Annotated in this window: 26 protein-coding genes and 1 pseudogene; 9 read left to right on the forward strand and 18 right to left on the reverse strand. The window is 40.9% G+C overall.

All coding sequences use genetic code 11. The features are described 5' to 3' along the window. Positions 1-31 precede the first annotated feature (31 nt). The 3 genes from FQ084_RS06815 to FQ084_RS06825 all read left to right on the forward strand — a co-directional run bounded on the left by FQ084_RS06815 (position 32) and on the right by FQ084_RS06825 (position 2754). Positions 32-502: a hypothetical protein gene (locus FQ084_RS06815; protein WP_223144867.1), complete on the forward strand. Its 471-nt coding sequence runs from the start codon at positions 32-34 to the stop codon at positions 500-502. A gap of 323 nt (positions 503-825) precedes the next feature. Continuing rightward, positions 826-1845, forward strand: a complete 1020-nt coding sequence (locus FQ084_RS06820) for an endonuclease/exonuclease/phosphatase family protein (protein ID WP_149489883.1) — start codon at positions 826-828, stop codon at positions 1843-1845. 216 nt (positions 1846-2061) lie between these two features. Then, positions 2062-2754 (forward strand): TetR/AcrR family transcriptional regulator, encoded by a 693-nt coding sequence (locus tag FQ084_RS06825; RefSeq protein ID WP_149489884.1) that lies wholly within the window; start codon positions 2062-2064, stop codon positions 2752-2754. A gap of 148 nt (positions 2755-2902) precedes the next feature. On the opposite strand, the gene FQ084_RS06830 is transcribed toward FQ084_RS06825, so the two are convergent. Beyond that, positions 2903-3694: a hypothetical protein gene (locus FQ084_RS06830; RefSeq protein WP_149489885.1), complete on the reverse strand. Its 792-nt coding sequence runs from the start codon at positions 3692-3694 to the stop codon at positions 2903-2905. Between the two features lie 106 nt (positions 3695-3800). Next, a complete protein-coding gene (locus FQ084_RS06835) occupies positions 3801-4265 on the reverse strand; it encodes a hypothetical protein (protein ID WP_149489886.1) in 465 nt (154 codons plus the stop codon). Positions 4266-5049: 784 nt separating this feature from the next. Between FQ084_RS06835 and aceE the strand changes: the two genes are divergently transcribed. Both aceE and FQ084_RS06845 read left to right on the forward strand, forming a co-directional pair. Next, positions 5050-7863, forward strand: a complete 2814-nt coding sequence (gene aceE / locus FQ084_RS06840) for a pyruvate dehydrogenase (acetyl-transferring), homodimeric type (protein WP_149489887.1) — start codon at positions 5050-5052, stop codon at positions 7861-7863. A 39-nt stretch (positions 7864-7902) separates the two neighbouring features. After that, on the forward strand, positions 7903-9645 hold the full coding sequence (locus tag FQ084_RS06845) for a 2-oxo acid dehydrogenase subunit E2 (RefSeq protein WP_149489888.1): 1743 nt from the start codon (positions 7903-7905) through the stop codon (positions 9643-9645). A 224-nt stretch (positions 9646-9869) separates the two neighbouring features. Here FQ084_RS06845 and FQ084_RS06850 read toward each other — a convergent pair whose 3' ends face one another. Genes FQ084_RS06850 through FQ084_RS06865 form a run of 4 tightly spaced genes read right to left on the reverse strand, consistent with a single transcriptional unit; the run spans position 9870 to position 11016 of the window. Continuing rightward, on the reverse strand, positions 9870-10070 hold the full coding sequence (locus FQ084_RS06850) for a hypothetical protein (protein ID WP_149489889.1): 201 nt from the start codon (positions 10068-10070) through the stop codon (positions 9870-9872). A 9-nt stretch (positions 10071-10079) separates the two neighbouring features. After that, the gene (locus FQ084_RS06855) at positions 10080-10322 is read right to left on the reverse strand and encodes a hypothetical protein (protein WP_149489890.1); all 243 of its coding nucleotides are present in this window, start codon (positions 10320-10322) and stop codon (positions 10080-10082) included. Then, a complete protein-coding gene (locus tag FQ084_RS06860) occupies positions 10319-10549 on the reverse strand; it encodes a hypothetical protein (RefSeq protein ID WP_149489891.1) in 231 nt (76 codons plus the stop codon). Before FQ084_RS06860 ends, FQ084_RS06855 begins: the two co-directional genes overlap by 4 nt. Further along, positions 10549-11016: a hypothetical protein gene (locus tag FQ084_RS06865; protein WP_149489892.1), complete on the reverse strand. Its 468-nt coding sequence runs from the start codon at positions 11014-11016 to the stop codon at positions 10549-10551. The genes FQ084_RS06860 and FQ084_RS06865 overlap by 1 nt, the downstream gene beginning before the upstream one ends. A 466-nt stretch (positions 11017-11482) precedes the next feature. Here FQ084_RS06865 and FQ084_RS06870 point away from each other — a divergent pair, with 466 nt between their 5' ends. The 3 genes and pseudogenes from FQ084_RS06870 to FQ084_RS06880 all read left to right on the forward strand — a co-directional run. After that, positions 11483-11809: a hypothetical protein gene (locus FQ084_RS06870; RefSeq protein ID WP_149489893.1), complete on the forward strand. Its 327-nt coding sequence runs from the start codon at positions 11483-11485 to the stop codon at positions 11807-11809. Positions 11810-11926: 117 nt separating this feature from the next. Next, positions 11927-12049, forward strand: a complete 123-nt coding sequence (locus tag FQ084_RS13460) for a helix-turn-helix domain-containing protein (RefSeq protein ID WP_188032918.1) — start codon at positions 11927-11929, stop codon at positions 12047-12049. A gap of 12 nt (positions 12050-12061) precedes the next feature. Next, positions 12062-12439 (forward strand): annotated as a pseudogene (locus FQ084_RS06880) (IS30 family transposase); the annotation flags it as partial. 715 nt (positions 12440-13154) lie between these two features. Here FQ084_RS06880 and FQ084_RS06885 read toward each other — a convergent pair. From FQ084_RS06885 to FQ084_RS06925, 10 genes are all read right to left on the reverse strand, one after another. Beyond that, positions 13155-15260 (reverse strand): DUF3987 domain-containing protein, encoded by a 2106-nt coding sequence (locus FQ084_RS06885; protein WP_188032919.1) that lies wholly within the window; start codon positions 15258-15260, stop codon positions 13155-13157. Beyond that, positions 15260-15424 carry a hypothetical protein gene (locus FQ084_RS13255; protein WP_188032920.1) on the reverse strand — a complete coding sequence of 55 codons (165 nt, stop codon included), beginning with the start codon at positions 15422-15424 and terminating at the stop codon, positions 15260-15262. The genes FQ084_RS06885 and FQ084_RS13255 overlap by 1 nt, the downstream gene beginning before the upstream one ends. Beyond that, a complete protein-coding gene (locus FQ084_RS06890) occupies positions 15411-15599 on the reverse strand; it encodes a hypothetical protein (RefSeq protein WP_149489897.1) in 189 nt (62 codons plus the stop codon). Before FQ084_RS06890 ends, FQ084_RS13255 begins: the two co-directional genes overlap by 14 nt. Beyond that, positions 15586-15864 carry a hypothetical protein gene (locus tag FQ084_RS06895; RefSeq protein WP_149489898.1) on the reverse strand — a complete coding sequence of 93 codons (279 nt, stop codon included), beginning with the start codon at positions 15862-15864 and terminating at the stop codon, positions 15586-15588. Before FQ084_RS06895 ends, FQ084_RS06890 begins: the two co-directional genes overlap by 14 nt. Beyond that, positions 15857-16132, reverse strand: a complete 276-nt coding sequence (locus FQ084_RS06900) for a hypothetical protein (RefSeq protein ID WP_149489899.1) — start codon at positions 16130-16132, stop codon at positions 15857-15859. Before FQ084_RS06900 ends, FQ084_RS06895 begins: the two co-directional genes overlap by 8 nt. Continuing rightward, the gene (locus FQ084_RS06905; protein WP_149489900.1) at positions 16129-16365 is read right to left on the reverse strand and encodes a helix-turn-helix domain-containing protein; all 237 of its coding nucleotides are present in this window, start codon (positions 16363-16365) and stop codon (positions 16129-16131) included. Before FQ084_RS06905 ends, FQ084_RS06900 begins: the two co-directional genes overlap by 4 nt. 2 nt (positions 16366-16367) lie before the next feature. Beyond that, a complete protein-coding gene (locus FQ084_RS06910) occupies positions 16368-16622 on the reverse strand; it encodes a helix-turn-helix transcriptional regulator (protein WP_149489901.1) in 255 nt (84 codons plus the stop codon). Between the two features lie 117 nt (positions 16623-16739). Further along, positions 16740-17813, reverse strand: coding sequence for a hypothetical protein (locus tag FQ084_RS06915; RefSeq protein WP_149489902.1), 1074 nt, complete (start codon positions 17811-17813; stop codon positions 16740-16742). 159 nt (positions 17814-17972) lie between these two features. Next, positions 17973-19304 (reverse strand): tyrosine-type recombinase/integrase, encoded by a 1332-nt coding sequence (locus tag FQ084_RS06920; RefSeq protein WP_149489903.1) that lies wholly within the window; start codon positions 19302-19304, stop codon positions 17973-17975. A 279-nt stretch (positions 19305-19583) separates the two neighbouring features. After that, a complete protein-coding gene (locus FQ084_RS06925; protein ID WP_149489904.1) occupies positions 19584-20213 on the reverse strand; it encodes an OmpW/AlkL family protein in 630 nt (209 codons plus the stop codon). 756 nt (positions 20214-20969) lie between these two features. Between FQ084_RS06925 and FQ084_RS06930 the strand changes: the two genes are divergently transcribed. Then, positions 20970-21950 carry an ion transporter gene (locus FQ084_RS06930; RefSeq protein WP_149489905.1) on the forward strand — a complete coding sequence of 327 codons (981 nt, stop codon included), beginning with the start codon at positions 20970-20972 and terminating at the stop codon, positions 21948-21950. A gap of 133 nt (positions 21951-22083) precedes the next feature. Here the strand turns inward: FQ084_RS06930 and FQ084_RS06935 are convergent, their stop codons facing one another. Together FQ084_RS06935 and FQ084_RS06940 are read right to left on the reverse strand one after the other, a co-directional pair. Beyond that, the gene (locus FQ084_RS06935) at positions 22084-22734 is read right to left on the reverse strand and encodes a TerD family protein (protein ID WP_149489906.1); all 651 of its coding nucleotides are present in this window, start codon (positions 22732-22734) and stop codon (positions 22084-22086) included. A gap of 123 nt (positions 22735-22857) precedes the next feature. Next, entirely contained in the window at positions 22858-23997 is a 1140-nt protein-coding gene (locus tag FQ084_RS06940; RefSeq protein WP_149489907.1) for a helix-turn-helix transcriptional regulator, read from the reverse strand. Positions 23998-24073: the final 76 nt, after the last annotated feature.

Consider the following 24073-nt stretch of genomic DNA (forward strand, 5'->3'; position numbering starts at 1 on the left):
TGATGCTGTTGATCGTAATGCTGTCAAGCATATGTCAAAAGAGAGCAGAGAAGATTTGAATGCTGACCCAATCACAGGTGAGCCAGGCTCACATCCGCTAGGTACAGGTATCGGTGGTATCGGTGGGGCAGCAGCAGGTGCGGCTATTGGTACAATGGCAGGTCCGTTAGGAACCTTAATCGGCGGTGCTATTGGTGCTATCGTTGGTGGCGGGGCTGGCCATGCAGCAGCAGAAGCGATTGATCCGACTCGCGAGGAAGCTTATTGGCGTGCAGCACATGCCAATGCTGATTACTATCGCGAAGGTCATGACTTTGACCGTGACTTACATCCAGCGTACGCTGTCGGTTATGCCAATCGCGCTCGTTATCCAGCCGATGCTCGTTTTGAAGATCACGAATCAGATTTAGAACGTTCATGGCATGAAGTAAAAGGTGAGTCGCGTTTAGAATGGAACGATGCGCGTCGCGCAACACGTGATGCATGGAATCGCGTATCTTAATAGTAGTGATATCCTTACCATGTAAGAATAAAAAGTAATGGTAAATGAGCTTTGACTTATTAAGCTTAACCAATAGGTTATTTGATATAAGTAAGTAAATAATACGAAAGCTTACTCTCTCATTACTAGAGTTATTCTGATTGTAGACTTTGCTCTACTAACAGACAAAATAAGACAATTTTATGCTACTTTAAAGCCTCCAAAGGTTTCTTTGGAGGCTTTTTTAGTGTATATTTTTATACATGAATATACTTAATGTTGTTATGTATAAATATATTTAATGGTAAGACATAATTATCAAGAATAATAATAATAGGTAATTTATGATTGAAGGCAATGATTCAAAGCAGTTTTATATAGCGACTGCTAATTTACTTAATTTTGCCAATCCTAACCGAGTTTATTACGAAAACGCGCCTGCTTATACCAATAAGGAATACGAGCATAAGCTGCGCGGCATTACCGATTTGTTGGTAAAAGCACATGCTGACATTATCGCTGTACAAGAGGTATGGGATAGTCATGCGCTCGAGGCATTGGCGATTTCACTGGGTTTTAAGCCTGAGCATGTGATCAGTCCGCTGGCCAGTAATGACAGTGCAAGCCCTTATACCCAAGGCAAGGGAGCACAGAATACACCCGCCGTTGGTATTATCACTCGCTTCGAGCAGTTAGAGAGCACGTTGCTACAAAAGGTAGAACCAAAAGCGGTCATTGATATTCCTGATATAGGACCTTATGAGCGCTTTACTCGCCCACCGCTTATATTACGAGTGAACGCTTATGGGCAGCCGATAACGATTATTACTGCCCATCTTAAAAGCAAACGTGCTTTGTTCTTACGTGATGCAAACGGTAATCTGTTAGAGGATATGAACGATCCCAATATTCGGGTTCGTGCCAAACTGCGTAGTTTATGTATACGCGCAGCAGAAGCTGCCTCTATTCGCATGTCTATTATTGAGCGCTTACATCATACTCGCGAGCCGCTGATTTTGTTAGGTGATATGAATGATGTCACCGGTAGTGTCACGACCCAATTGATGACCGAAACTGGTGAAGTCAATTATGATAAAAGTATGCGTGACGTGGCATTGTTTGATGCGGCTCGTATCCAAGCCCGTTACGGTTGGATGAAAGATGTTGCTTATACCCATATTTATCAGGGTATGCCAGAAGTTATTGATCAGTTATTTGTTTCTGAAGAGTTTTTATCTGATAGTAAGTTTTCGCTCGGTCAGGTTGAGCGAGTTGACTACTTTAATGACCACTTAAAGTGGGATTATGCTGATAGAGTTACTGATCATGGTATTATAAGAGCGAAAATAAAACTTCATAATTAATCCTGTTTGACAGTTAATTGGTGAATTATTTTTTAACCTATTCATGTCCCTTGCTTCATAGTATACAAGCGTTTATCATGCCTCTTCGTTGAGTATAGTAGCGGTGCTATTAGCCCAAATTACCGGTTGATAGAATGTGGTCCTTTAATTTAGGACAGATACTATCTGATGAAGACTATATTTATGAAGATAGGGCGTAACAATAAGAGATTTATAATGAGCGAAAATAAAGACGACAAAATTGAAGATGTGCTGGTAGATTCAGAGCTGGCAAAAAAACTGGTCCCTAATAAATTTAAATTTACCAGTCAGCAAGGTCGTGCACGCCGTCAAAAGCTACTGATGGGCGCGAAAAAACTGAGTGAAACTCAAGCGATTAATGATATTACTTTAGCGGCTGTCTGCGAAGAAGCAGGTATTCCAAGAGCTTCTGCTTATCATTTCTTTCCAAATATCGAAGCGATATTTTTAGCATTGCGTTTTTTGAACGCGATCGATATCTTAGAAGTATTAACAACCGTTGAAACGGGTGACTATGATAGATGGCAAGCGTATTTGACCGCGTTGATTGAGCGCTGTGTAAAAATCTTTGATGAAGATCAAACCAAAGCCAAGTTGATTTATGACACCAATACCCCTGATTTTGAAGGCGACAGTTTTGGTGAGCATATGGACAATCAAGTGGTGCAATTGGTATACAAACGCCTATCAGAGCGTTATGAAGTGCCCAAGTTTGAAGATATTCAAGATGTGTTGTTGATTACTTTTAGTATTATTAACGCCATCTTTACTGTCTCTTATCGCCGTCATCAGAGCATTACTGATAAGTATTTGCAAGAAGCCAATACCGCGTCTATCGCTTATCTGCGCTGCTATCTGCCAGAAAAATTACCACGTAAAAATCGTTAATATTTATGGAATTAGGCTAGAGTTTTAAGCTAAATAACAAACGTAAAAAAGCCGACATGATGTCGGCTTTTTTGTTGCGCGTTTTTAATAAACGTTTATTAAATATTGATTGAACTTTTATTGAATATTGATTGTGCTGTCAATGCGCCTACTTTTTATCAATCGTTGCTAGCACTTGACCATTACAAGTATCATCGCTTGAGTCTAGAGGTGCGTATTCTTCATAATAACGCACGATGAGCGCTTGTAAAGTAACGTTGGTTTTTGAATCATGGGCATTGACGAAAGCTTCGCGTGCTTGCTCAAGCCAGCGATCGGCCATCCGAAAATGACTGTTTGATGATTTTACGCCACGTTCACATTGGTCGGTAGCTGCCCATATTAATGCCACTTCACTAAAAGCTATTTCACGCGGCGCATTCACGATACCGCCACTATCTTTAAGGGCGTTTAAAGTTGCCCATAAATCAGGTCGCATTAACGTTGAGGTCGATGGGATATCTTCAATAAGCTCAAGCGCCTGTTCTTGATTATTTTTTAATGCTTGTAGAATAGTCTCTGCAGCTTGGGCGGCTTGCACAGCAGTGTCTGAACGACTATTCATACTGTCTTTATGAGTAGCGTAGTTCAGCCAAGCTTGAGCTTTGTAAGCAAAATATTTCTGGCGGGTGGTCATGTCTTTTTGCTGATAAACTTGTAGTTCGTTCAGCATGCAATTCATGGCGCGCTGTTGTACACTTTGGGCTGTATAATCAGTCGCTTGGCTTGTAGTGTCAGTGTTTTTTCTGATAAGGCAGTAGTCTGTTGCATTTAGCGTAGCGTTTTTTGGCGAAATGCTTGTAGTCGATACACAGGAAATAGTTGACAGAAGCAGTACAGCTGATAGCGCAGCACATAGGGGTTTTTTGTAAGGAACTGCTGTAAATGCAGAGTAAGGCATAAGATAAACCTTATAATAAGGTAGTGGGTATTAGAAGGTTGTTTGGACGGAGTTTAAAGTAGGTATCTTCTATAGTGGTGTCGTCATCGAGAGTATTTTAGAAAATTTAATTAACTACGGTATTCAATGATACATCAGTAGATTTTTTTGCAGGTAATAGTTTGATGTTCCAACGAATATAACGGTATTCAACAAGAGGGGTTTTAGTGACTTTACCAGCTACTTGACGCATTAATGGTATGTCAGCATAGTTTTTTCCATCTATACTAGCTTGAGCACTAATAGGATATGCTTCACCAGTGAATGTCATGCTGGTGGGGATTGGCAGGGTAATAGTTAAGTCATTGATATCTTGTGCTAAGGTATTAGTGTAAGTGACTTTATACTGAATAATAGTGCCAGCTGCTGCAGTTCGTACAGGTATGTAAGTTATTTTGCCTCGCTCATGGATAACTACTTTATTCGTTATCAGTTCCATTTTTAGTCCATTGTTAGCATAGGCCGTATTGTATAAAAATCCAGAGAATAGAGGTACTAATACTATAATCTGTAAAAGACTAAGGCGATTCATATTATATTTCTTCCTCAACTTATATCACTATCTGCTTGCGTATTAAGTATAAATTTGCTTATTGTCATTGGCTATTATGGACTGTGAATATTGCATCAAGATATAAACTAGATAGCGCCTCAAGATTTTAAGAATTATGATGTAATTCTAACGAATATGCTATTTAATTATGGAGTGTTAAATAGTGATGACTTTATCTTCAGATAACTAACTATAAATATTACCTTGTTTTTATAGTCATGTTTGGATTATGAACTTTCCATAATTGAACCTCACTTAAATCTTTATTAATAACTAATCTTAGTATTATAGGTGGTTTATTTTTGATAAAGGATATGAGGTGTATAGACAGTATTAAACTTGCTAAAAATCCTTAAGTAAGTCATTGCAAGAATAGCGAATTATTATCGACTCTGTCTTCAAATATTCATCTAATAACTAATCACTATTTATTTCAGAAATACTTGTCATATTGGCATTTATTCATAGCTATAAACAAACCCTTAATAAGTAACTATAATAGAGTGTCATTATCATTTGATAGTGAGTGTCAGATATAGGCTCTCGTCAGGTTTTACAACGATATCTATTTATCTCGCTATGCTAATAGACAGTGATATAAGTTGCTTAGATTTTTCTGTCATCACCATGAAATATAATGCAATGCTTAGATGCAGCAAGGAAGTCATCAAGTAATCGATTGCTCATTAGAATACGTACCACACTCTGATTTAATAACACCCTGTCATTGTGCAGGGCTGACTGATAAAAAGGATTAAGAAAGATGAATTATTATAAGGATGCTGATAGCACCGAAACCCAAGAATGGCTGGAAGCCTTTGAGTCCGTTATCAAACATGCTGACAAGGATCGGGCGCAGTTTTTATTAAAAGCGTTATACAACATGGCGGTACAAGAAGGGCTGCCCTTTAACCGTCTCGATACGGCGTATATCAATACCATCGCAGTCGAAGATGAACCGATGTACCCAGGCGACTTGACGATTGAGCGTAAAATTCGCGCTTTGATTCGTTACAATGCGTTGGCAATGGTTATGCGTGCCAATAAAAATGACGATGATTTGGGTGGTCACTTAGCGACCTTCGCTTCAAGTGCGACTCTTTATGAAACAGGCTTTAACCATTTCTTCCGTGCTGCCAGTGATCATTTCGGCGGTGACATGATTTATTATCAAGGTCACTCAGCGCCTGGTATTTATGCGCGCTCTTATTTAGAAGGTCGTCTGACCGAAGAGCAGTTAGAAAACTTCCGCCGTGAAGTGGGCGGCAAGGGTCTCTCAAGCTATCCGCATCCGTACTTAATGCCAGATTATTGGCAGTTCCCAACCGTGTCGATGGGCTTGGGTCCGATTATGTCCATTTACCATGCGCACGTGCATCGTTATATGGAAAACCGCGGTTTGTTAGAGAAAGAGGATCGCAAGATTTGGACGTTCTTGGGTGATGGTGAGACCGATGAGCCAGAAAGCTTGGGTGCCATTTCGCTTGCCGGCCGTGAGAAATTGGACAATTTAATTTGGGTCGTCAACTGTAACTTACAGCGCCTTGATGGACCAGTGCGTGGTAACGGCAAGATTATTCAAGAGCTTGAGTCCGTATTCCGCGGTGCTGGCTGGCGTGTAATTAAGGTGATTTGGGGTGGTCAGTGGGATACCTTGTTAGATAAAGATACGACTGGTGTGCTTAAGTATCGCATGGAAGAAGCGGTCGACGGTGAATATCAGTTGTATGAAGCCCGTACGCCTGAATTTACGCGTAAAGAGTTTTTCGGTAAATATCCAGAGCTAGAAGAGATGGCAAACGAGCTATCTGACCATGATATCTCACGCTTAAACCGCGGTGGTCATGATCCGATGAAGGTGTATGCTGCTTTTAGTGAAGCCATGAAAACCAAAGGTCAACCGACCGTTGTCTTGGTCAAAACCGTTAAAGGTTATGGTTTGTCGACCCAAGCGCAAGCGGTAAATAAATCGCATCAAATCAAGAAATTGGATCATGAAGCCCTGATGTATTTCCGTGATCGCTTTGATTTACCTTTTACCGATGAAGAGTTAGAGACGCTACCGTTTTATCGCCCGAAAGAAGATTCTTTGGAGATGAAGTACTTAAAAGGTCGTCGTGAAGCCTTAGGTGGTCATCTGCCCAATCGCCGTAGTGGTCATATTCCATTGAATATTCCAGATTTATCTATTTTTGATCGCATACTGAAAGGCAGTAATGGTAAAGAACAATCGACCACCATGGTGTTTGTACGCCTCTTATCTGCGATGTTAAAAAATAAAGACATTCAAGACCGCGTTGTGCCTATCGTTCCTGATGAAGCGCGTACCTTTGGTTTAGAAGGTATGTTCCGTCAATTGGGGATTTACTCGGCTTCTGGACAAAAGTATACCCCAGAAGACAGTGAAGCTTTGATGGGTTATAAAGAAGCCATCGATGGTCATATGCTAGAGGAAGGTATCAACGAAGCGGGTGCGATGAGTACCTGGATTGCACTGGCAACCAGTTATTCTGTCAATGCGTTACCGATGATTCCAATGTATATTTACTACTCGATGTTTGGTTTCCAACGTATTGGTGACCTTGCATGGGCGGCAGGTGACTGTCAGGCGCAAGGCTTCTTACTTGGCGCAACAGCAGGTCGTACTACGCTAAATGGCGAAGGCTTGCAGCATCAAGATGGCCATTCTCAGATTCTATTTAACGTCGTACCAAACTGCGTGACTTACGATCCTTGCTTTGGTTATGAGCTGGCAGTGATTATGCATGATGGTCTACGCCGCATGTATGGCGAGGGCGAACGCGTTTATTATTACTTAACCTTAATGAATGAAAACTACGAACAACCTGCTATGCCAGAAGGCGTGGAAGAAGGTATTAAGCGTGGTATGTACTTGCTAGAAGACAACGGCTCAAGCCAAGTTCAGCTACTCGGTTCTGGTGTTATTTTACGTGAAGTACAAAAAGCGGCACGAATATTACAAGACGAGTTTAACATCAGCTCCAATGTATGGAGCGTGACCAGCTTTAACGAGCTGACTCGCGATGGCATGGCGTGTGATGACTATAACCGCCTGCATCCGATGGAAGAAGAGATAGTGCCTTGGGTTACTGAGCAGCTGGCTCCGCACGAAGGTATCGTGGTTGCCGCAACAGATTATATGCGTAACTACTCAGAGCAAATCCGCGCATGGTTACCGGACAATCGCCCTTATACGACTTTAGGTACTGATGGCTATGGTCGCTCAGACACCCGTGAGCAATTACGTAGCTTCTTCCATGTCGATGCCGCTCACATTGTTGTAGCAACGCTTAAGCGCTTAGCCGATGAAGGTGAAGTTGAGATGCGTCTGGTAAAAGACGCTATTTCAAGCTTTGGTATCGAAGCGGATCAACCGCCTGCATGGCAACAACAGCCTTATTATGATCATTTCCCAGACGCGCCAGCCCCTGATAATGTTAATCCGAGTCCTGTACCAGAGTTTGTCGATGAAGATGATGATGAAATAAGTAGCGAAGGTCGCGCAGAGGACCCAGCTGACGCCGCCTTACTCAATGATGATGACGTCAAAGAATAGCCAAAAGACAAGGCAATCATAATACAAGGAGAATTACGGATGGACATTAAAGCCCCCGATTTGGGTGTTGATAGCGCCGAAGTCAGTGAGATTATGGTCGAAGTTGGCGACGTTATTGCAAAAGACGACAATATCATTTTATTAGAATCTGACAAGGCGTCAGTAGAAGTACCGAGCTCGGCTGCCGGCAAAGTAACTAAAATTAGCGTGGCAGTTGGTGATCAAGTGAGCGAAGGTATGGTCCTCATTGAGATTGATAGCGAAGCTGATACTGACAGCCAAAACCATAGTCCAAGCACTGATACAGAAAATAAAGGAACGCCAATCGCTGATCAACAAAATGAAAATCAAGCAGACAGCAAAGCAGCTCAATCAAATACTTCTAAACCTGTCCAACAAACAGGTGAACAAGCAAGAAAAGCAACGACTCATGCCTTGCCGGACTTAGGAGTCGATGAAGCGCAAGTGTCTGAGATTATGGTCAGTGTCGGTGATATCGTCAGTGCTGATCAGTCGATTTTGTTGATTGAATCTGATAAAGCGTCGGTTGAAGTGCCGGCGCCAGAAGCTGGAAAGGTTGAAAAAATATTAGTGCAAGCCGGTGATATGGTCGCAAACGGTCAAGACTTTATTGTCATTATTGGTGAAAGCTCTGATAGCACCAGTAGTACGAATGAGACTAAAGCACATATTTCTCAGTCGCAAGAGTCAAAAGCTGCTGATTCAACCAATAAAGCTGAGTCGGCTGAGAAATCTCATCAGTCGCAGACAACAAGCGCGCCAAAACAAGCTACTAAATCTACGACTGATACTAGTGCTGCAAATGATAAGCTTACCGAAGCACAAGTCAATAAAAAAATGGTCGATATCCATGCCGGTCCTGCCGTGCGTAAGCTTGCGCGTCAGCTAGGAGTTGATATCTCCCAAGTAACGGGTTCGGCGCTCAATGACCGTATTTTAAAAGAAGATTTATTTGCACATGTGAAAGATAGCCTGAATACTCAAAAAACGGTACCTGCTAGTGTTAATGGAGTCAGCTCAAGCCTACCAAGCTTACCTGATATGAGTAATACTGAAATATGGGGTGAGACAGAGGTACAAGACTTAAGCCGCCTCCAAAAAGTGTCAATACCGCAGCTTAATTATAATACCTTACTGCCGCAAGTGACGCAGTTTGACTTGTCTGATATCACTGACACTGAAAAGTTACGTGGTGAGCTCAAAGGCAGTATGAAAGCAGAAGGTATCGGTTTCACTATTTTAGCCTTTGTTGTTAAAGCAACTGCGTATGCTTTAACCCAGCATCCACGTTTTAACAGTCATTTGAGTGACGATAATACCCAAGTTATCTTACGTAAGAGCGTCAATATGGGTATTGCGGTGGCGACTGACGACGGCTTGATTGTACCTGTCATCAAAAATGTGCAAGATAAAGGTCTGAAGCAGATTGCCATTGAAATTGGGGAACTTGCGGTCAAAGCCCGTGATAAGAAGCTAACGACCAAAGACTTGCAGGGCGCAAGCTTTACGATATCAAGTCAAGGTAATCTAGGTGGTACGGCATTTACGCCACTGGTAAATTGGCCACAAGTGGGCATTTTAGGGATATCAGAAGCAAGTATGCAGCCTCGTTGGAATGCAGCTAAGCAAACCTTTGAGCCGCGTTTGATGTTGCCACTATCGCTATCTTATGATCATCGCGTGATTAATGGCGCTGATGCAGCCGTATTTACCCGCTATATTGCAAGCTTATTGGCTGATCCACGCCGTATTTTGCTATAGGTTTTATGGTTAAGCAAAAGTAATATGATTTATAAAAAGACTGTCTACGGATGGTCTTTTTTATTGTATTAAGTAATTGTTTTAATTAACAATATTTTTATTTGAATTTGATTTGGTAGCCGTTTTGGTAGCCGTTTTGGTAGCCGTTTTGGTAGCCGTTTTGGTAGCCAGTAGCTTTAATTTTTGACTATTTGTAGCCATAGGAGAATTTAATTATTTATCTATTAACTGTCAGGTTTACGAGCGTCAACGGTTCGGACAATTATATTTATCGGCCGCACCTCGTTATCATCAGTAACGCCCTTATCAAGTCCCAGTAGCTTTGCTTTTGACATGGTAGCAGCAACCATAGCAGACGCCTGTCCATTGGCTTTGGCGGTCAATCTAGCATCGTCCAATTCTGTCATCAGGTCATCAATATTCATTTGCATTCTTTATCCCATAATATTTTTATAGGCTTGGCTTGCGTCATTAGCTGATATTCCAGTGATATTAAATACTACTGGTTTGTTGTCTGCATAAACATCTTTCAGCACTGGCTTATCTAACCCTATCAGCTTTGCCATAGTAGCAGTGGCTTGTATCATTGCAGACGGTTTGCGGTCGTCTATCGCTATCTGTCGAGCCTGTTCCAACTGGTCAAGTAAGTCATCTAATGTTAATTTTCTAATAGTCATGATTTTATAATCCGTTCGTTCTCATCAACTTTAGGCGCTACTAATCTTATCACTGTAGGTCTGTTTGCTATTGGCTCAACGTCTTTGAGCTGTGGCTTATCTAATCCTAGTAACTTGCTTTGGCTCATTGTGGCTGTGACTATGGCGTTTGGATTGCGGTCATCAATCGCTATCTGCTTTGCTAACTGTAAATCTTGGATCAAGTCGTTAATGTCAGGTAGTCGCATTAGTAGAATGTCCTTATCAGTTTGTTTGTCAGCTGCTCATACTCTACTAGCAGTCGCTCATATGTGCTGTGATGCATTCCTTTAGGACGTTCACCAATGCCATGAATAATCCCTACTTGCCAGCCTAAACGCTCACGTAAGGCGTTCAGATTACTATAAATGCGGTCAATGGGTTGCTGTAACTGACTGCCATAATTTGCACCAATGCAATGACGGCAAACATATAAGCCAGCGCAATATAAGGTTGATGTTCTTTGATAACACTTAGGACAAAGCCACCAGTAACGATTACCGCCATAGTTGCATGATGTTTTTGTTAGCTGAATAGAGTATTGATAGGGTTTGCTGCGATGGGTGTAGCTTACTTCGATACTTTGAGCATTACCTTGTCTTAGCTGCTCACGATAGCGTGAGATAGGTAACTTTAAGTAGTCGTTTAGGCTGTGAGTAGTGGCAAGTGCTGGCATGTTATCTAAATCATTAACTAATTTGGTATATTATAACATTACAAATCAACTATGTGATTAAGAGCTATTGCATAAAACATAGTTATATCTATCGCATTGATTGCTAATTTGTGTACTTTAGTTGGTTTGTATAATACTATCTATAGTACAAATTAATTTAGTTATCTTGACAAAATCACTAAGGTTTCATATATGAATAAATTCTTTATCATTAGTTCTTTATTAGTTCTTTATTAGTTCTTTATTAGTTTTTGCCTCAGTTCCTGCATCTGTATAATCAAGAAAGCTTATAGTTCGCAAAAATAAGAAATTTTCAGTGATCCGAAACTGAGTTAGAAGCTCATTACCAAAACCATTAAGTATGCTGAACAAGAGATATCTAATCATTGGCTATGTACTGAAATGAACTTCAGTGAGCATGAGTAGCTAGTAAAATATTAACAATAAACATTAAAAAGGTTTCGCTATGATCACTAACGTTATCCAAAAAGGCAGCAACATCTACATATATAACGAAAGAGGAGTGGTTCAAGCTCAGATTGGTTTAGGAATGGGGGAGAGGTCTGGTTTGAAAGGGTTCACTGCTCATTCAGTAAGTGTTCAGCAAGGTGATACGATTTGGAACTATGATGAACATGGTAGTCTTTACGGTCACGGAGTTTATGTAGGCGATGGTGGATTGAGCTCTTCCAATTTTAGTTCTAATAGTTCATCAGAAGGTGGGAGTATTTGGGTTAGACTAATTGGTATTATCGGATTTATAGCTGCATATTACTTCTTTTTCCTAAAATAACGATTTTATTAATACTTAGATTAACATATGAAGTGCAATTTCAAAGAGCAGGTGAAAAAGAGGCCTAGATGCGCTAGCATCAAATCTACTATCCACCGCCAAAGTGACATTGCAACCATGAGCTATACACATCTAAGCCTAGAGGAACGATATCAGATTTATGCCCTTAAAGGGGCACAACATAGTATTAAATTTATAGCAGGGGCGTTAGGCAGAAGTCCAAGCACCATATCAAGATAGCTTAGACGCAATAAAAGCCTACGAGGGTACCGAGCAAAGCATGCAGACAACACAGCTAAAGCGAGGCGAGCAAATAATGCCTTCACCATCATTTTAAACGTCTGGGACTGGGTAGTGACTAAGCTTAAACTGCAGTGGAGTCCTGAGCAAATAGCAGGCGTTCATAGTGGAGTCAGTCACATGAGTATCTATTGTTACTTATGGACTGATAAGAGGCAAGGCGGCACGCTATGGCAATATTTAAGACGCAAAGCCAAACCCTATCGTCAAAGGCTTACCACTGAGACTCGTGGGCGTATTAATGACAGGATCTCAATTCATGAGCGCCCTCATGTAGTAAAAGAGCGATCCCGCATCGGTGATTGGGAAGCGGACACCATCATTGGTTAAAACCACAAACAAGCTATCTTGACAGTAGTAGAGCGAAAGACAGGTTTGGTTAAGATGAAGCGAGTGACTAAAAAGAGTGCTCATCTGGTCGCGGATGCTATGGTAGTTATGCTAACTCCAGTGAGACTACACGTTAAGACGATTACATCCGATAATGGCAAGGAATTTGAGGATCATAAAGCTATTAAGTAAAGACTCTATAGTGGGTTCTACTTTGCTGATGCTGATGCTGATGCTGATGCTGATGCTGATGCCTCATGGCAACGAGGAACAAACGAAAATACCAATGGCTTGATTAGAGAGTACTTGCCTAAAGGATGTGACTTTAGACAAGTATCTGATGATGAGGTACAAAATATTGAAGACAGATTAAACAACAGACCAAGAAAGCGTTTGGGGTTTAAAACGCCAAACCAGGTATTTTATTCCATTAATTAGCGTTGCACTTGGTGTGTTAATCTAGGTTTATTTATATATCCATAGATGGGGAAAATGGGGAAAATGGGGAAAGTAGGAAAGTGAGTTGCTAAAGCATTGGTATATATGGGTTATAGTGTTTTCCCTTATAAATGCAAAAAGGCAAGTAAGGAAAGTTAGCAGCTGGTTAGCCGTTTACTTTCCCCACTTGCCTAGTGAGTCGATAGGTAGGAAAGCTGGCTAGTGTATGCATAGCAAGCGTTCTAGCTGTTGTTTTCTCACTTTCCTAGTTTTCCCCTTATCTAGCCGTTAATAGTTCAGGTCTTACTTGTATGGTTCTAGCCCTGCCATTGGTTATGATCTTAATATAACCCTCGCTTTCTAATACCTCAGCTATCAACTCAAAGTTATGCTTTTGCCGTAAATACTTAGGGGTAACCTTGCTTTGAGCCGTTGAATAAGCCAGTTCTTTAACGGACTGCCTATTGCAGTAATTCACTAGCCAGCTGATTAGCTTTTGAGCGTCATTATCACCAGATTGGGGCTTGTCAGTGTATCGCATACGCTCGCTTATCGAGTAGTCAGTCAATAGCGAGGCTCTATGTATATCTTCGGCTGATATAACCCGTCTACCATCAAAGTAAGCAAGTATCGAGGCGATACGACTGGCATTTTCGTGTAAGCGTCTGGCATAGCTTGCATACTTCTCTAACTTACCGCCTTTGCATAACTGGCTTTCTTTATCGGTTTGATAATTGGCTAAAGCCTTTCTAGCCTGCCTATCTTTAAAGGGCATATTAAAGCGGATAATATTGCCCTCGTTATCTCTCTCCACACTATCAGCAATGGGGTCTAGCAGCGTTTGGCATCGTTGCCAGTAAGCCTGCAATCTGGGGTCTTGTTCTGGTTTAGCGTCTAGCCTTTCATCAGTGTTATAAACTATTTGACCGTTCATATTGTCAGGAAAGGCAAACAGAAAACGAGGTAATAAGCCTTGACCGTTCATAGCCTCATCATTTAATGCTGGTGCGATTACTGGTGGCTGTCCTTGCAAGTCTAGGATAAACCTAACCCCATTCATGCTGTTTTGCTCTATGGTGTCATAACGAGGGGATAGTAGCCTATCAAATGAGCCACTACTCCATATGTCACATATTTGGCTAATGTTACTTTTTGCGGTGTCACTGGTTAAGCTATGACCGCTTAGGAATAACGCTGCCTCAGCCGTTGACCATGCTATATCAGTAGTATTACCGATCAGCATATTGTCTAAAAAGCCTTGAATAGTGCCAGACTTGACTAAAAGTATAGATTGCTTAGGTTTGGGGTTTTCAAGTAACCATAGCTCTAAATCTTTTTTTGGTGTGCTGGCTTTTTGTGCAAGCCATTCATCTAGCAAGGTTCTGTATTCTTTGCGCTTGTCGTTTTGATAATTGAATAGCTCTTTATGGGTAAAATCTACCGTTCTACTTTTACCGCCTCCGCTTTCTGCCTCAGTGAGTAAAAATAGCGAGGCTGGCATAAACTTATCACCTAAAGCATAAGGGGCGTTTATGTATTGCTGAATAATAGTACCTAAAGCCCCTAGCATGCATTGCCCTGCCATTGCTGGCGGTACTTGTGCATGATAGGTAATTGCCGTTAAAGCATCTCTGAGTATCTCTCCATCGATGCCCCATGCCTCTACTGGGTAGGGTGTGGCTTTACTGTCTTGGTCTGCTATATCGCCTAACAGCCCCCACGCATCAGCTAACAAGTCTTTAATGATAGTTTCATGGTCATTTAAAACATCATCAAGCGTCTGGTAATTATCAAACCATAGCAGCAAGTCAAAAGTAGTTATTATCGCTTTGACGTTTACCCCTAGCAGTGGCTTGGTTAGCTGGTCTTTTTTATCTATGGTAGCAGTAATAATAACTCGCTTAACCTCTGCAAAATGCTTAACCATGTCATTAAAATGATAGGGGTTAATACTCACTAAAATAGTGACGTTTAGCCCTTGGCCTAATAGCTGCCTGTATAGCTCTATGCCTTCAGTAAGACTTTTTACTGCATACCAGTCACTATCTAAACTAAGATTACCAATAACAAAAGCACTGGGCTGGCTTGGGTCTGTTACCTCTATGGGTTCATCACTATTAGGCGTATAAATGCCTATATTGGCTGGCTGGTGCAAGTTATTGCTTAATACTATAGCCACCTTGCCAGCGGTATCTACTATTTCACCTGATATGTAAAATTTAGCATTAAACTGTCGTATTTTATCGCCTTGACCTAGTGCTATAAGACTGGTTAATACTTCATCATTTGCTATAATCTTATCTGTAGTTTGCTTTGAAGTGCCTAGTAAAGTGTTAAGCCCCTTGTCATCAGCTTGGGGCTTTGCTTTGTCTGTATCATTCATCATTGCCCCCCTTTATACTTGCCATGCTTTACCTGTGTTGCTGCCCGTTTGATTTGGTGGTAGCGTTGCATCTTTTTATCACGCCTTTTCTTTTCCCTGCCATGTATTGATTTAGCATAGGCAAGTTGAGCATCCATGAATGTTTTAGGGTTATCGCTGCTCATGACTTACCCCTTGCAATTGCGCTGGCTCGCAAGCGATCAATGCCAATGCTAAGCCAATGCCTATAACCCATGCCATAAAGATGATAAAGCTAAGTAGTAAGCCGCGTTTTTGCGGTTGGCTGGTGCTGTGTGGCCCGTGGCTGGATTTTGATTTGCTTTTGTTATCGTTGGTCATTTCTTACGTCCTCCACGTTAAAGGCTATTTCTGCTATGTTTTTCGATAACTCTTTGAGTGAACTTACTTGCCTATTAATTTTGGGTATCATTAACAGGTTTTGCATTTTGTTCTCAAGTTCTGCAATTTCTGTCATGGTGTTAATGATGGTTACATTGGCATGTAAGGTGATGATTAGCTGGTCGATGAAGTCATCAGGTATCATCAGCATGCCCTTATCTTTTAGCCCGTCCATCACTTGATTTATAAAGGTGTTATCACTCATGGCTTGTTACCTCCACTGTTGGTAAGGTTATAAGCCCGTCCATCATTTCACTAACAATGCTTGCCAGCTCGCTATTAGCAAGTAAGGCGCTTCTAACTGCCACTATCACTCCCTTGCTTGCGTCATCATTGGTATTGATAGCACTAAGTGCCATTGCTAGGCTCTCCGCATCGTTTGATAGGTCTTGTATGCGGTCATTAATGACAGACAAGTAATAACTATCTACTGCCACTAGGCGCGGTTCTAATATGTCGTTTGGCTGGCTCATGATTGCACCCCACTAGCTAGATTATCGGCATCAATCCAATAAACATTCCAGTGCTTGCCGTCTTTATTTACTCGCTTGCGCTGTATGGTTAAGCCTGTATTTTCTAACTGATTAATGCGAGTGGGTAGCGTGGCTATTCTATAAAGTTCGATAGCTTGCCAGCGTGTGATTGATTGACCTGTCAAAAGATGATCTTTAATGATTTGGTTTTGGCTGCGTTTTAGCTTATCCATGATTAAGCCCCCTCACAATCTGATTGCTGACTTTCAATAAAGTGCAAAATATCGCTATTCCTAAACATAGGAATACCGTTTATATCAATTGGCTTAGGGAATTTGTCAGCTTTCCACCAGCGTCTTAGTGTTTGGTGGTGTAGTCCGATTAGTTCGGCTGTGGGCTGAATGCGTGAATAGCCTTGAGGGTTTAAAGGGGCTGGTTGCTCATCTTTAGCTTGATTGCTGTCATTGATTGTTGGATTGATATTGGTCATAAGATCACCTGTTAGTTAATGGTTAGTAACAGGTGTCATATTAGGTTTACGATAGGTAGGGCGGTAGCTGGGTATTCTAGCAATCAGGGGGCAATTCTAGAATTTAAGGGTCATTACTTACAAATAATTTGAGTTTCCATTACTTAGCTCAACATATATCTTGTTCTTAATCTTTTCACGCTCAATAGTTTCATGCTTTTTATTGCCATAATCATTCCGAGCGCATCTATCAATGATTGCTTGTGGTACTGGATAAGAGTCTTTTAACCATTTATTAACTTGGTCCATCCTTAGTTCAAGATGGGGTAGTAGGTCAACTATCAACTTAGCTACTTGCTTACGCATTAACAAATTAGTGCCCTTATCGTAACTCCATATTTTTTCAGCTAAGGGGAATACAATATTTTGCATTTCAAGAGTGTATTTTTGAATAGGTGTTAATGTTAGTGGATATTCATGTTTCACCAAGTTATCGGTTTCTTTATCCACAAGTATATTAGATGTTTGCATGTTTTCGAAAAAGCGCGCTAGTGCATCGCTATGCGTAGATGTGGAATTATAAGCTTTTTCTTGTGCATCTAAATATTCGTATATTTTTATCATCGCTTGTTTTTGTATGCCATCAACGTCTTGTAGTCTTATCTTATTGTTAACTTCTACTTTTACGATCTGATTACAAGATATAATTTCATCGATTCTTTGTTGTGGTAAACCTGATACGAGATCACCTAACCTAAAAACACTACCGATAGAGCCTTGGCTGATATAGCAAAACCCTTTACCCATAGCCTCATGAGCTGCATATTTCTCTTTGAAACTAATTTGCTGTAAAGCTTGCGACTGGAATATCTCTAATAATGAAAAGTAATAATCTTTATATTTTTCACGGGTTGAATAAGGAAACCCCATTATTATGCAAAAATCCGATGTTTTTGCTATATCGTTAAGGAAAATTTGAGTAGTTTCACATTCATTTTTATCATCACCTTTAGAACTAATATAACCCAAGTTTTTCTTATACATTACTGTGGTAGATGAAAATAAGCTTAGATTTAAATAAGTTGTGATCTCTTCTAAATTTGACTGCTCAAAATCAACAAGCAGTTCTAGAAAATTACAAATATTTATGTACTGAGCTTCTGTATCTTCCTTATATGCTTTCAGGTATTCCTTAGCTGTCATTAAACTCACATTCACACCTTTACACACCTTTTTATAAAATAAGGTGCAAGGCGCTGGCTGCTTTAAGGTGTGTAAATCGCTGCCGTTCGGGTAATTAGTCCTAGCCTTGCAATTGGTACTGATAGCCCTTGAGCTGTCAAAACTGGTTCATCTGTTTATTATATGGCTTTAGCCGTGTTTTTGTTTGGCTGCTTTCTTAAAGTCTGCACGGATCACGTTATCAAACTTGCCAGCCTTAATATCGTCTAAGTAGTTGGCCCATGCTGTCATCATGTCCGCTCTTTGTTCTAAGCCTGTCATACGGTTGTATGCTGTACCATATGCGTTAAGCATGCGGTGGCCTAGTGCCAGTTCGGTTATCAGTTCATCATAGCCTAGTCGCTCCATTAGCATAGTTTTTGCGCTACTTCTAAAACCGTGTGGGCTGTGAATATCTTTATAGCCTTGTCCGTTATTCATTAGATCACTATTCAATACTTTGTTGATTGCTTGCGTATGGTGATAAGGCTCTTTTTTGCGTCTTGGGTTATGAAATACATAGTCGCTATCACCTGTAAGCGGCTTCATCTGCTCTAATATGGCAATGGCTTGCGGTGCTAGGGGTATAACAATACTGGCTACCATGTCGGCCCTGTTACCTGCTTTCTTTGGCTTAAGTTCCCATTGTTTTTTAAACCAATTAATATCTGTCCACTTCATAGCACACATGTCACCAACTCGAACAAACGTTAATGCTAATAGCTGCAATACGCGCTTATTGTGTAGCTGGCTTGCATCGTCTAGCTGGTCAATGTCTTTTAGCAGTTCGGCAAATTCTTTAGGGTCTGTTAGTGCTGCATGATGTTTTACTTTGTGATTAATAAGTGTCCCTTGTAGGTCGCTGGCTGGGTTGTACTCAATAATCATATGAGCCTTAGCAATCTGTAGAATACTTTTTAATATAGTTTTGACCTGCAAGCCCTTATATGAATATGTCTTTTGTATGTCTTTAATAAACTTAATGACGATACTAGGGCTAATATCTGTCACTTTCATATTTCCTAGTTGTTGCTGGATAGGCTTTATTGCAATGTTAATGTTTTTGATACTAGACGGTGATAAGTTTTTGCTGTGCTGTACTTCTAACCATTCATTGATGAAATTATTTAAGGTGTTTTGGCGGTCTGTTATGTCTTTTTGCTTGGTATCGGCTCTATGCTCTATTGGGTCTATGTCTTTGGCTAACAGTTGCATGTTATCGCTGTGATATTGACGGGCATCGGCAAGGCTTAACGCTGGGTATTGTCCTAGCGTCATGTAAGGGCGTTTGCTTGTGATGGGGTGTGTGTAACGGTGTCTAAAATCGGCTGTAGCGTCTGGGCTATCTTTGTGTGGTCTTATGCGTACCTCTAAGCCTTTATAGCCGGCTATAGGGTAACTGATAGTCTTGCCAGCTTTGATAGTGTCTTTGATTGCCCGTTTGATTTGGGTATCAGTTGTTAAGTCTATTTTGATTGTCATCTTATCACCTGCAAACTGGTAGCCATTTTGGTAGCCGTTCAATTGGCTTTTTCACACTTGCACTAACGTTATCACAAGTAACATATTAGCACTAAAGGTATGTAAAATAAAGGCTTTGAGATTATCAGGTTTTATCAGGCTTTATCAAAAAACGCCATCTACGGATGGTCTTTTTTATTGTCTTCTATTTAAAATAAAAGGTATTCACAAACATAAAGAAGCCAGCTATTAAGCTGGCTTCTTTTATTCATGGCGTTCAGTTTATAGCAATGGGCTATATTAGAACTGTTTTACAAAAGCAACGCCATATACCCAAGGGCTGATATCAATCTCACCAATATCTACGCCATCTAAAGTAGCATCGGTTTTGATGTCCATATAACGGGCATCAATACGGAAGGATTCAGTAGGCGCAAATGGGATATCAAGACCGATATGACCAGCAACACCAACGCTATCATCAAGATCTAGATCACCACCAGTAGAGATTCTTTCTTTAAAAAAAGTAGTATAATTTACACCAACACCAACAAAAGGCTTCACATTCATAGGCATGTTATAGCCATCGAAGTGATATTGTAATGAAAGAGTAGGTGGTAAATGTTGAGTCTTACCGGTTAAGGGAGCTGAACCATCTTTAGCATTTAGTGTAAAGTCATGATGAAATGGAATCGCTGCTAGTAGTTCAACACCAACGTTATTAGCGATAAAGTATTCACCACTGATGGTTGGACGTACATCGCCATCAATATCAACAGAGTATGTATCATTTAATACACTACCGTTATCGCTCTTAGGGTCCACATAGTGTGCGCCAGCAGCCACCGACCAAGTACCAGCAGGTACAGCGAAAGCAGTGGTCATAGTAAGTGCAGTTGCAGCAGCCAAAACTAGGGATTGTAGTTTCATCGTTTGATTCCTCAACGTAATAGATGATTATTGGTCAATTTCTAATGAGGGATGACATTAGTGACCGATACACAATGTTATAGTTGTACTTAACTCGTAACATTATCTATCTATTATAATACAAAAGCCTTACCAGAAGTAAGGTTTTGAATAGAAAGAGGTAATATTTATATTTTAAGTTACAGTTACGACTAAGTTGATAGGCTAAGTTAGGATTTGTTTTTTTAATGGCTTACGTTACTTCAATGAGGCATTTTTTTTGCTATTTACTAAAGGATTTGGTTATATATTATGCTCGGCTATTGTAGTAATTCTCCGCTTCGCTGTGAAAACGCCCGTTCCTTAAAGCTATTGAACCAAGTAGACTCCTGTTGCCCTAACTGTGGTTTATTCTTATTACCTGCGCGAAACCTAAGTAATCAATTATAGGCTGATCAACAATTTTTACGCTTCGTTTTCTTAGCGATTGCTATGCTATTGTTAGCAGTAACCTACATTTATTATCTAAATTTTGTATAATAATGACTAGTGATGCGTAAATTAAAGACGCCTACCCATTTTTTTGGTTTGAATTTTGAAAAAGTTGCTATTCAAAATACTACTTATGAAATAAAGGTTTAAAAACAGCTCATCAAAAGCTTGCAAGCGAAACACTTTCTTATGGTAGATGAGTCATGACTCCCTTTACGGATATCTCATACCTAATTCTTTATTAATATAGGATCGGTGTTACCACGCACCGCATATAGGGACGCCATGCTACTCCAATCTATACGGCGCTTGCGTCTTTTCGTCTATAATATTTTGCAAAACGATGAGCATGACACGCTCTTTAGTCGCTATGTTGACTACTTCCTCATTCTTTTGATCATGGCCAACGTCACGGCGGTCATTGCTGAGTCCGTTGACAGCTGGTATTATCCGTACCAAGATTATTTTACCTGGTTTGAAAACTTCTCGATTATCATATTTTCTGTCGAGTATTTGCTCAGGTTATGGAGCGTCGCTGAAGCCAAACCGGACAATACGACTTGGCGCCAGCGCTGGGAATGGCTAAAAAGTCCGTCGGCGTTGATTGATATCATTGCGATTGCACCCGCATTTTTGAATTTCTTCGTCAGTATCGATTTACGTTTCTTACGTATTTTGCGTCTGTTTCGCATTCTTAAGCTCACCCGTTATTTTGCCTCATTACGTATTTTATTGGTGGTTCTCAGTAAAGAAAAAGGCTCGTTTCAAGCGGTTATTTTTATCTTAATCATTATGATTGTGACCGCATCGAGTGGTATTTATTTGGTAGAAAATCACGCGCAGCCAGAGGAGTTTGAATCAATACCCAAAGCTATGTGGTGGGCGGTAGTCACCTTGACGACGGTCGGTTATGGGGATGTAACACCTATTACCAATGCAGGCAAGATCTTGGGTGCAATCATCACCATATTGGGCGTCGGTCTGGCGGCATTACCGGCCGGTATTTTGGCGACAGGGCTGGCAAATGAGCTCAGTCAGCGCCGTGAAGAGCTTGAACAAGATTTTCGAGGACAATTGGTTGATAGTGATTTTGACTTGGTTCAGAATCAGATGATGATTGAAAAAATCCGCCGCGAGCTTGGATTGGATAAAGAGCAAGCACAAGAGATTGTGCTGCAAGTATTGCGTGAGCAAGAGCTGGAGCGCCGCGAAAGAGAAGTGCGCCAAAAGAATTTTTGCCCGCATTGCGGTGAGCCGTTAGAGTAAAGCTGACGTTTGAAGTTTTTTCTTAAATTAAAATTTTTAGTATATAAAACGAAAAGGGTGAAACGCTATTTAATAACGTTTCACCCTTTTTTATGGATAGGCAACAATCATTTCTATATTAAGGATAAATGCCCTATGGAACAGGCAGGACGCGTGCCAGTTCATGTGCCACTTCTTGCGCGGCTGTTGATAAATCGGTCGCAGGCAGGGGTAGGTTTTGTAAAGTCAGATGCCAATCATCCACCTCTCGGCGCAAGTGCGCCACCCAAAGGGTAATACAGTCACGCGGCAGCTGCTTTAAGTTGACTTCAAAAGAGCGGTTACCTTCATCATCACTTAAATGAATTTCACCTTTTTTGACCCTGCTAAAAGGCTGTCCATGATAAGAGTTGGCCATTAAAGCAATATGAGTGATGTGAGCGGGAATTTTATCCAAATAAAGCCTGATTTGCTCTTGATCAAGAGGGGCAAGGTACATCGCTTGCTCACCGCGGTCTTTGCCATTGAGACTATCGCCTTGATGTTTGACTGATTCCGCTTTATCACGTAACTGCTTAAACCAAACGATATCGCTGATGGTACAGTTGTCGTCATAGAGTACGCAGGCTAAATCGATATCAATGGCGCCTTCATTTTTTTTGAAGCGCTTCTTTAAGTTTTTAAATAATCCTTTTTGCTCAATCTTGGTAAATTCATAATTGAGCGCAAAAAATAACGTCCCCGCATCCAAACCCAGCCCTCTTAAACTGTCTGAAAGTAGTGATGATGGGATAGTGGTCGACATAACATTCCTTTTGGATTTTTAATTTTAAAATGGTTTTTTAATAATATAAGCGTCAGTGTGTTTGAGAATGGCTATTAGATTTTCATAATCATTAATAATGATAGCGGTCTTTCTTTATTGTCGCTATTCATCATTTAATGGTTTGTCTAATACGGCTTGATAAAGCAGCGCGGGCTTGGCATCTAATAGACCGCTACCAAAGCCACGTAACCACCAAACCAGTTGCGAGGTTAAGTTAACGGTTCCTTGTATGGTCAGGGTTTCATCGCTATTGACGATGACTGTTTGGTCTTCACTCAGCTTACTTTCCGTTAAGCTTTTGCCCGCTTGTTTGGTAAATTGTAGCTCAACCACGGTATGTTTTCCATGATCAGGCAGCTGGCTAAATAGCGGATGACTAAAGCCCATGCCACCTGCATCTAAATAGTTATCCAGTTGAAAGTTGTCTGGTGTCTTAGCCGCGCTTTCTAGTATCTCGACGCTGGTAAATCGATGCAAAGCAAAGGTACGAATAATCACTTCTGGGTCATCGGTACGCGTTGTCAATAGATAAATAATTACCCCACGCTGGATGATAGCGATAGGATTTAATATGTATTCGCTGGCTTGTGACTTATCACTACGGGTATAGCTGGCTTTTATTTGTAATTGATAAAATAAAGCATGATAAATATTGTCTTTACTTTCCAAGTCGATATGCGGTGCAATCAAGGGCTGAGTTGCAGGCTCGATACGCACTCTGTCAATCCATGAGTGCGTGACTTTGCTGTTTTTAAGCTGCCTGCGTGCCAAATCAAACCAAGGGAATAGCTCATCTAAAATAACGGGCGGTAACAGCTGGCTTAGATTGGCTTCGACCATATTAAAGGCAACCGCTTGTGATAAGTTCATATGCGGTAAACTTTGGAGTGGCGCATCATCTTTCCAGCGCCAACCCTGCGGATTGGCATTGTTTTTTTCGATAGGAAAGCGTTTGGCAAGGGCATTTAAGTCGCGTTGTACCGTGCGCAAACTGATGTCAAAGCCTGCCAACATAAGCTGTTCGTAGACATGAGTGGTGCCTACCCAGCGATTGCGCTGCAATTGCGACAGTACTTGCCACTGCCGCGCCGTTGTCGCTGCTCCATGACGATTATCCACTGCCTCTTCAGACACTTTATTATCTGCAGCAGCTTCTGCAGTCACTAGAGCAGTCGCTGGCTCATCAACAGCTGCTTGAGCATGTAGACTCAGACTATCAGCGTCAGTAGAATGTACAGTCATTAAGAGATAACCTTTATTCAGTCACGGGTTTGGTTGCTGGCTTCTATAAGTCGTTTGTCAATTAGTCAGGCGAATG

It is taken from the genome of Psychrobacter sp. ANT_WB68 (assembly GCF_008369115.1).
Taxonomy (GTDB): Bacteria; Pseudomonadota; Gammaproteobacteria; order Pseudomonadales; family Moraxellaceae; genus Psychrobacter.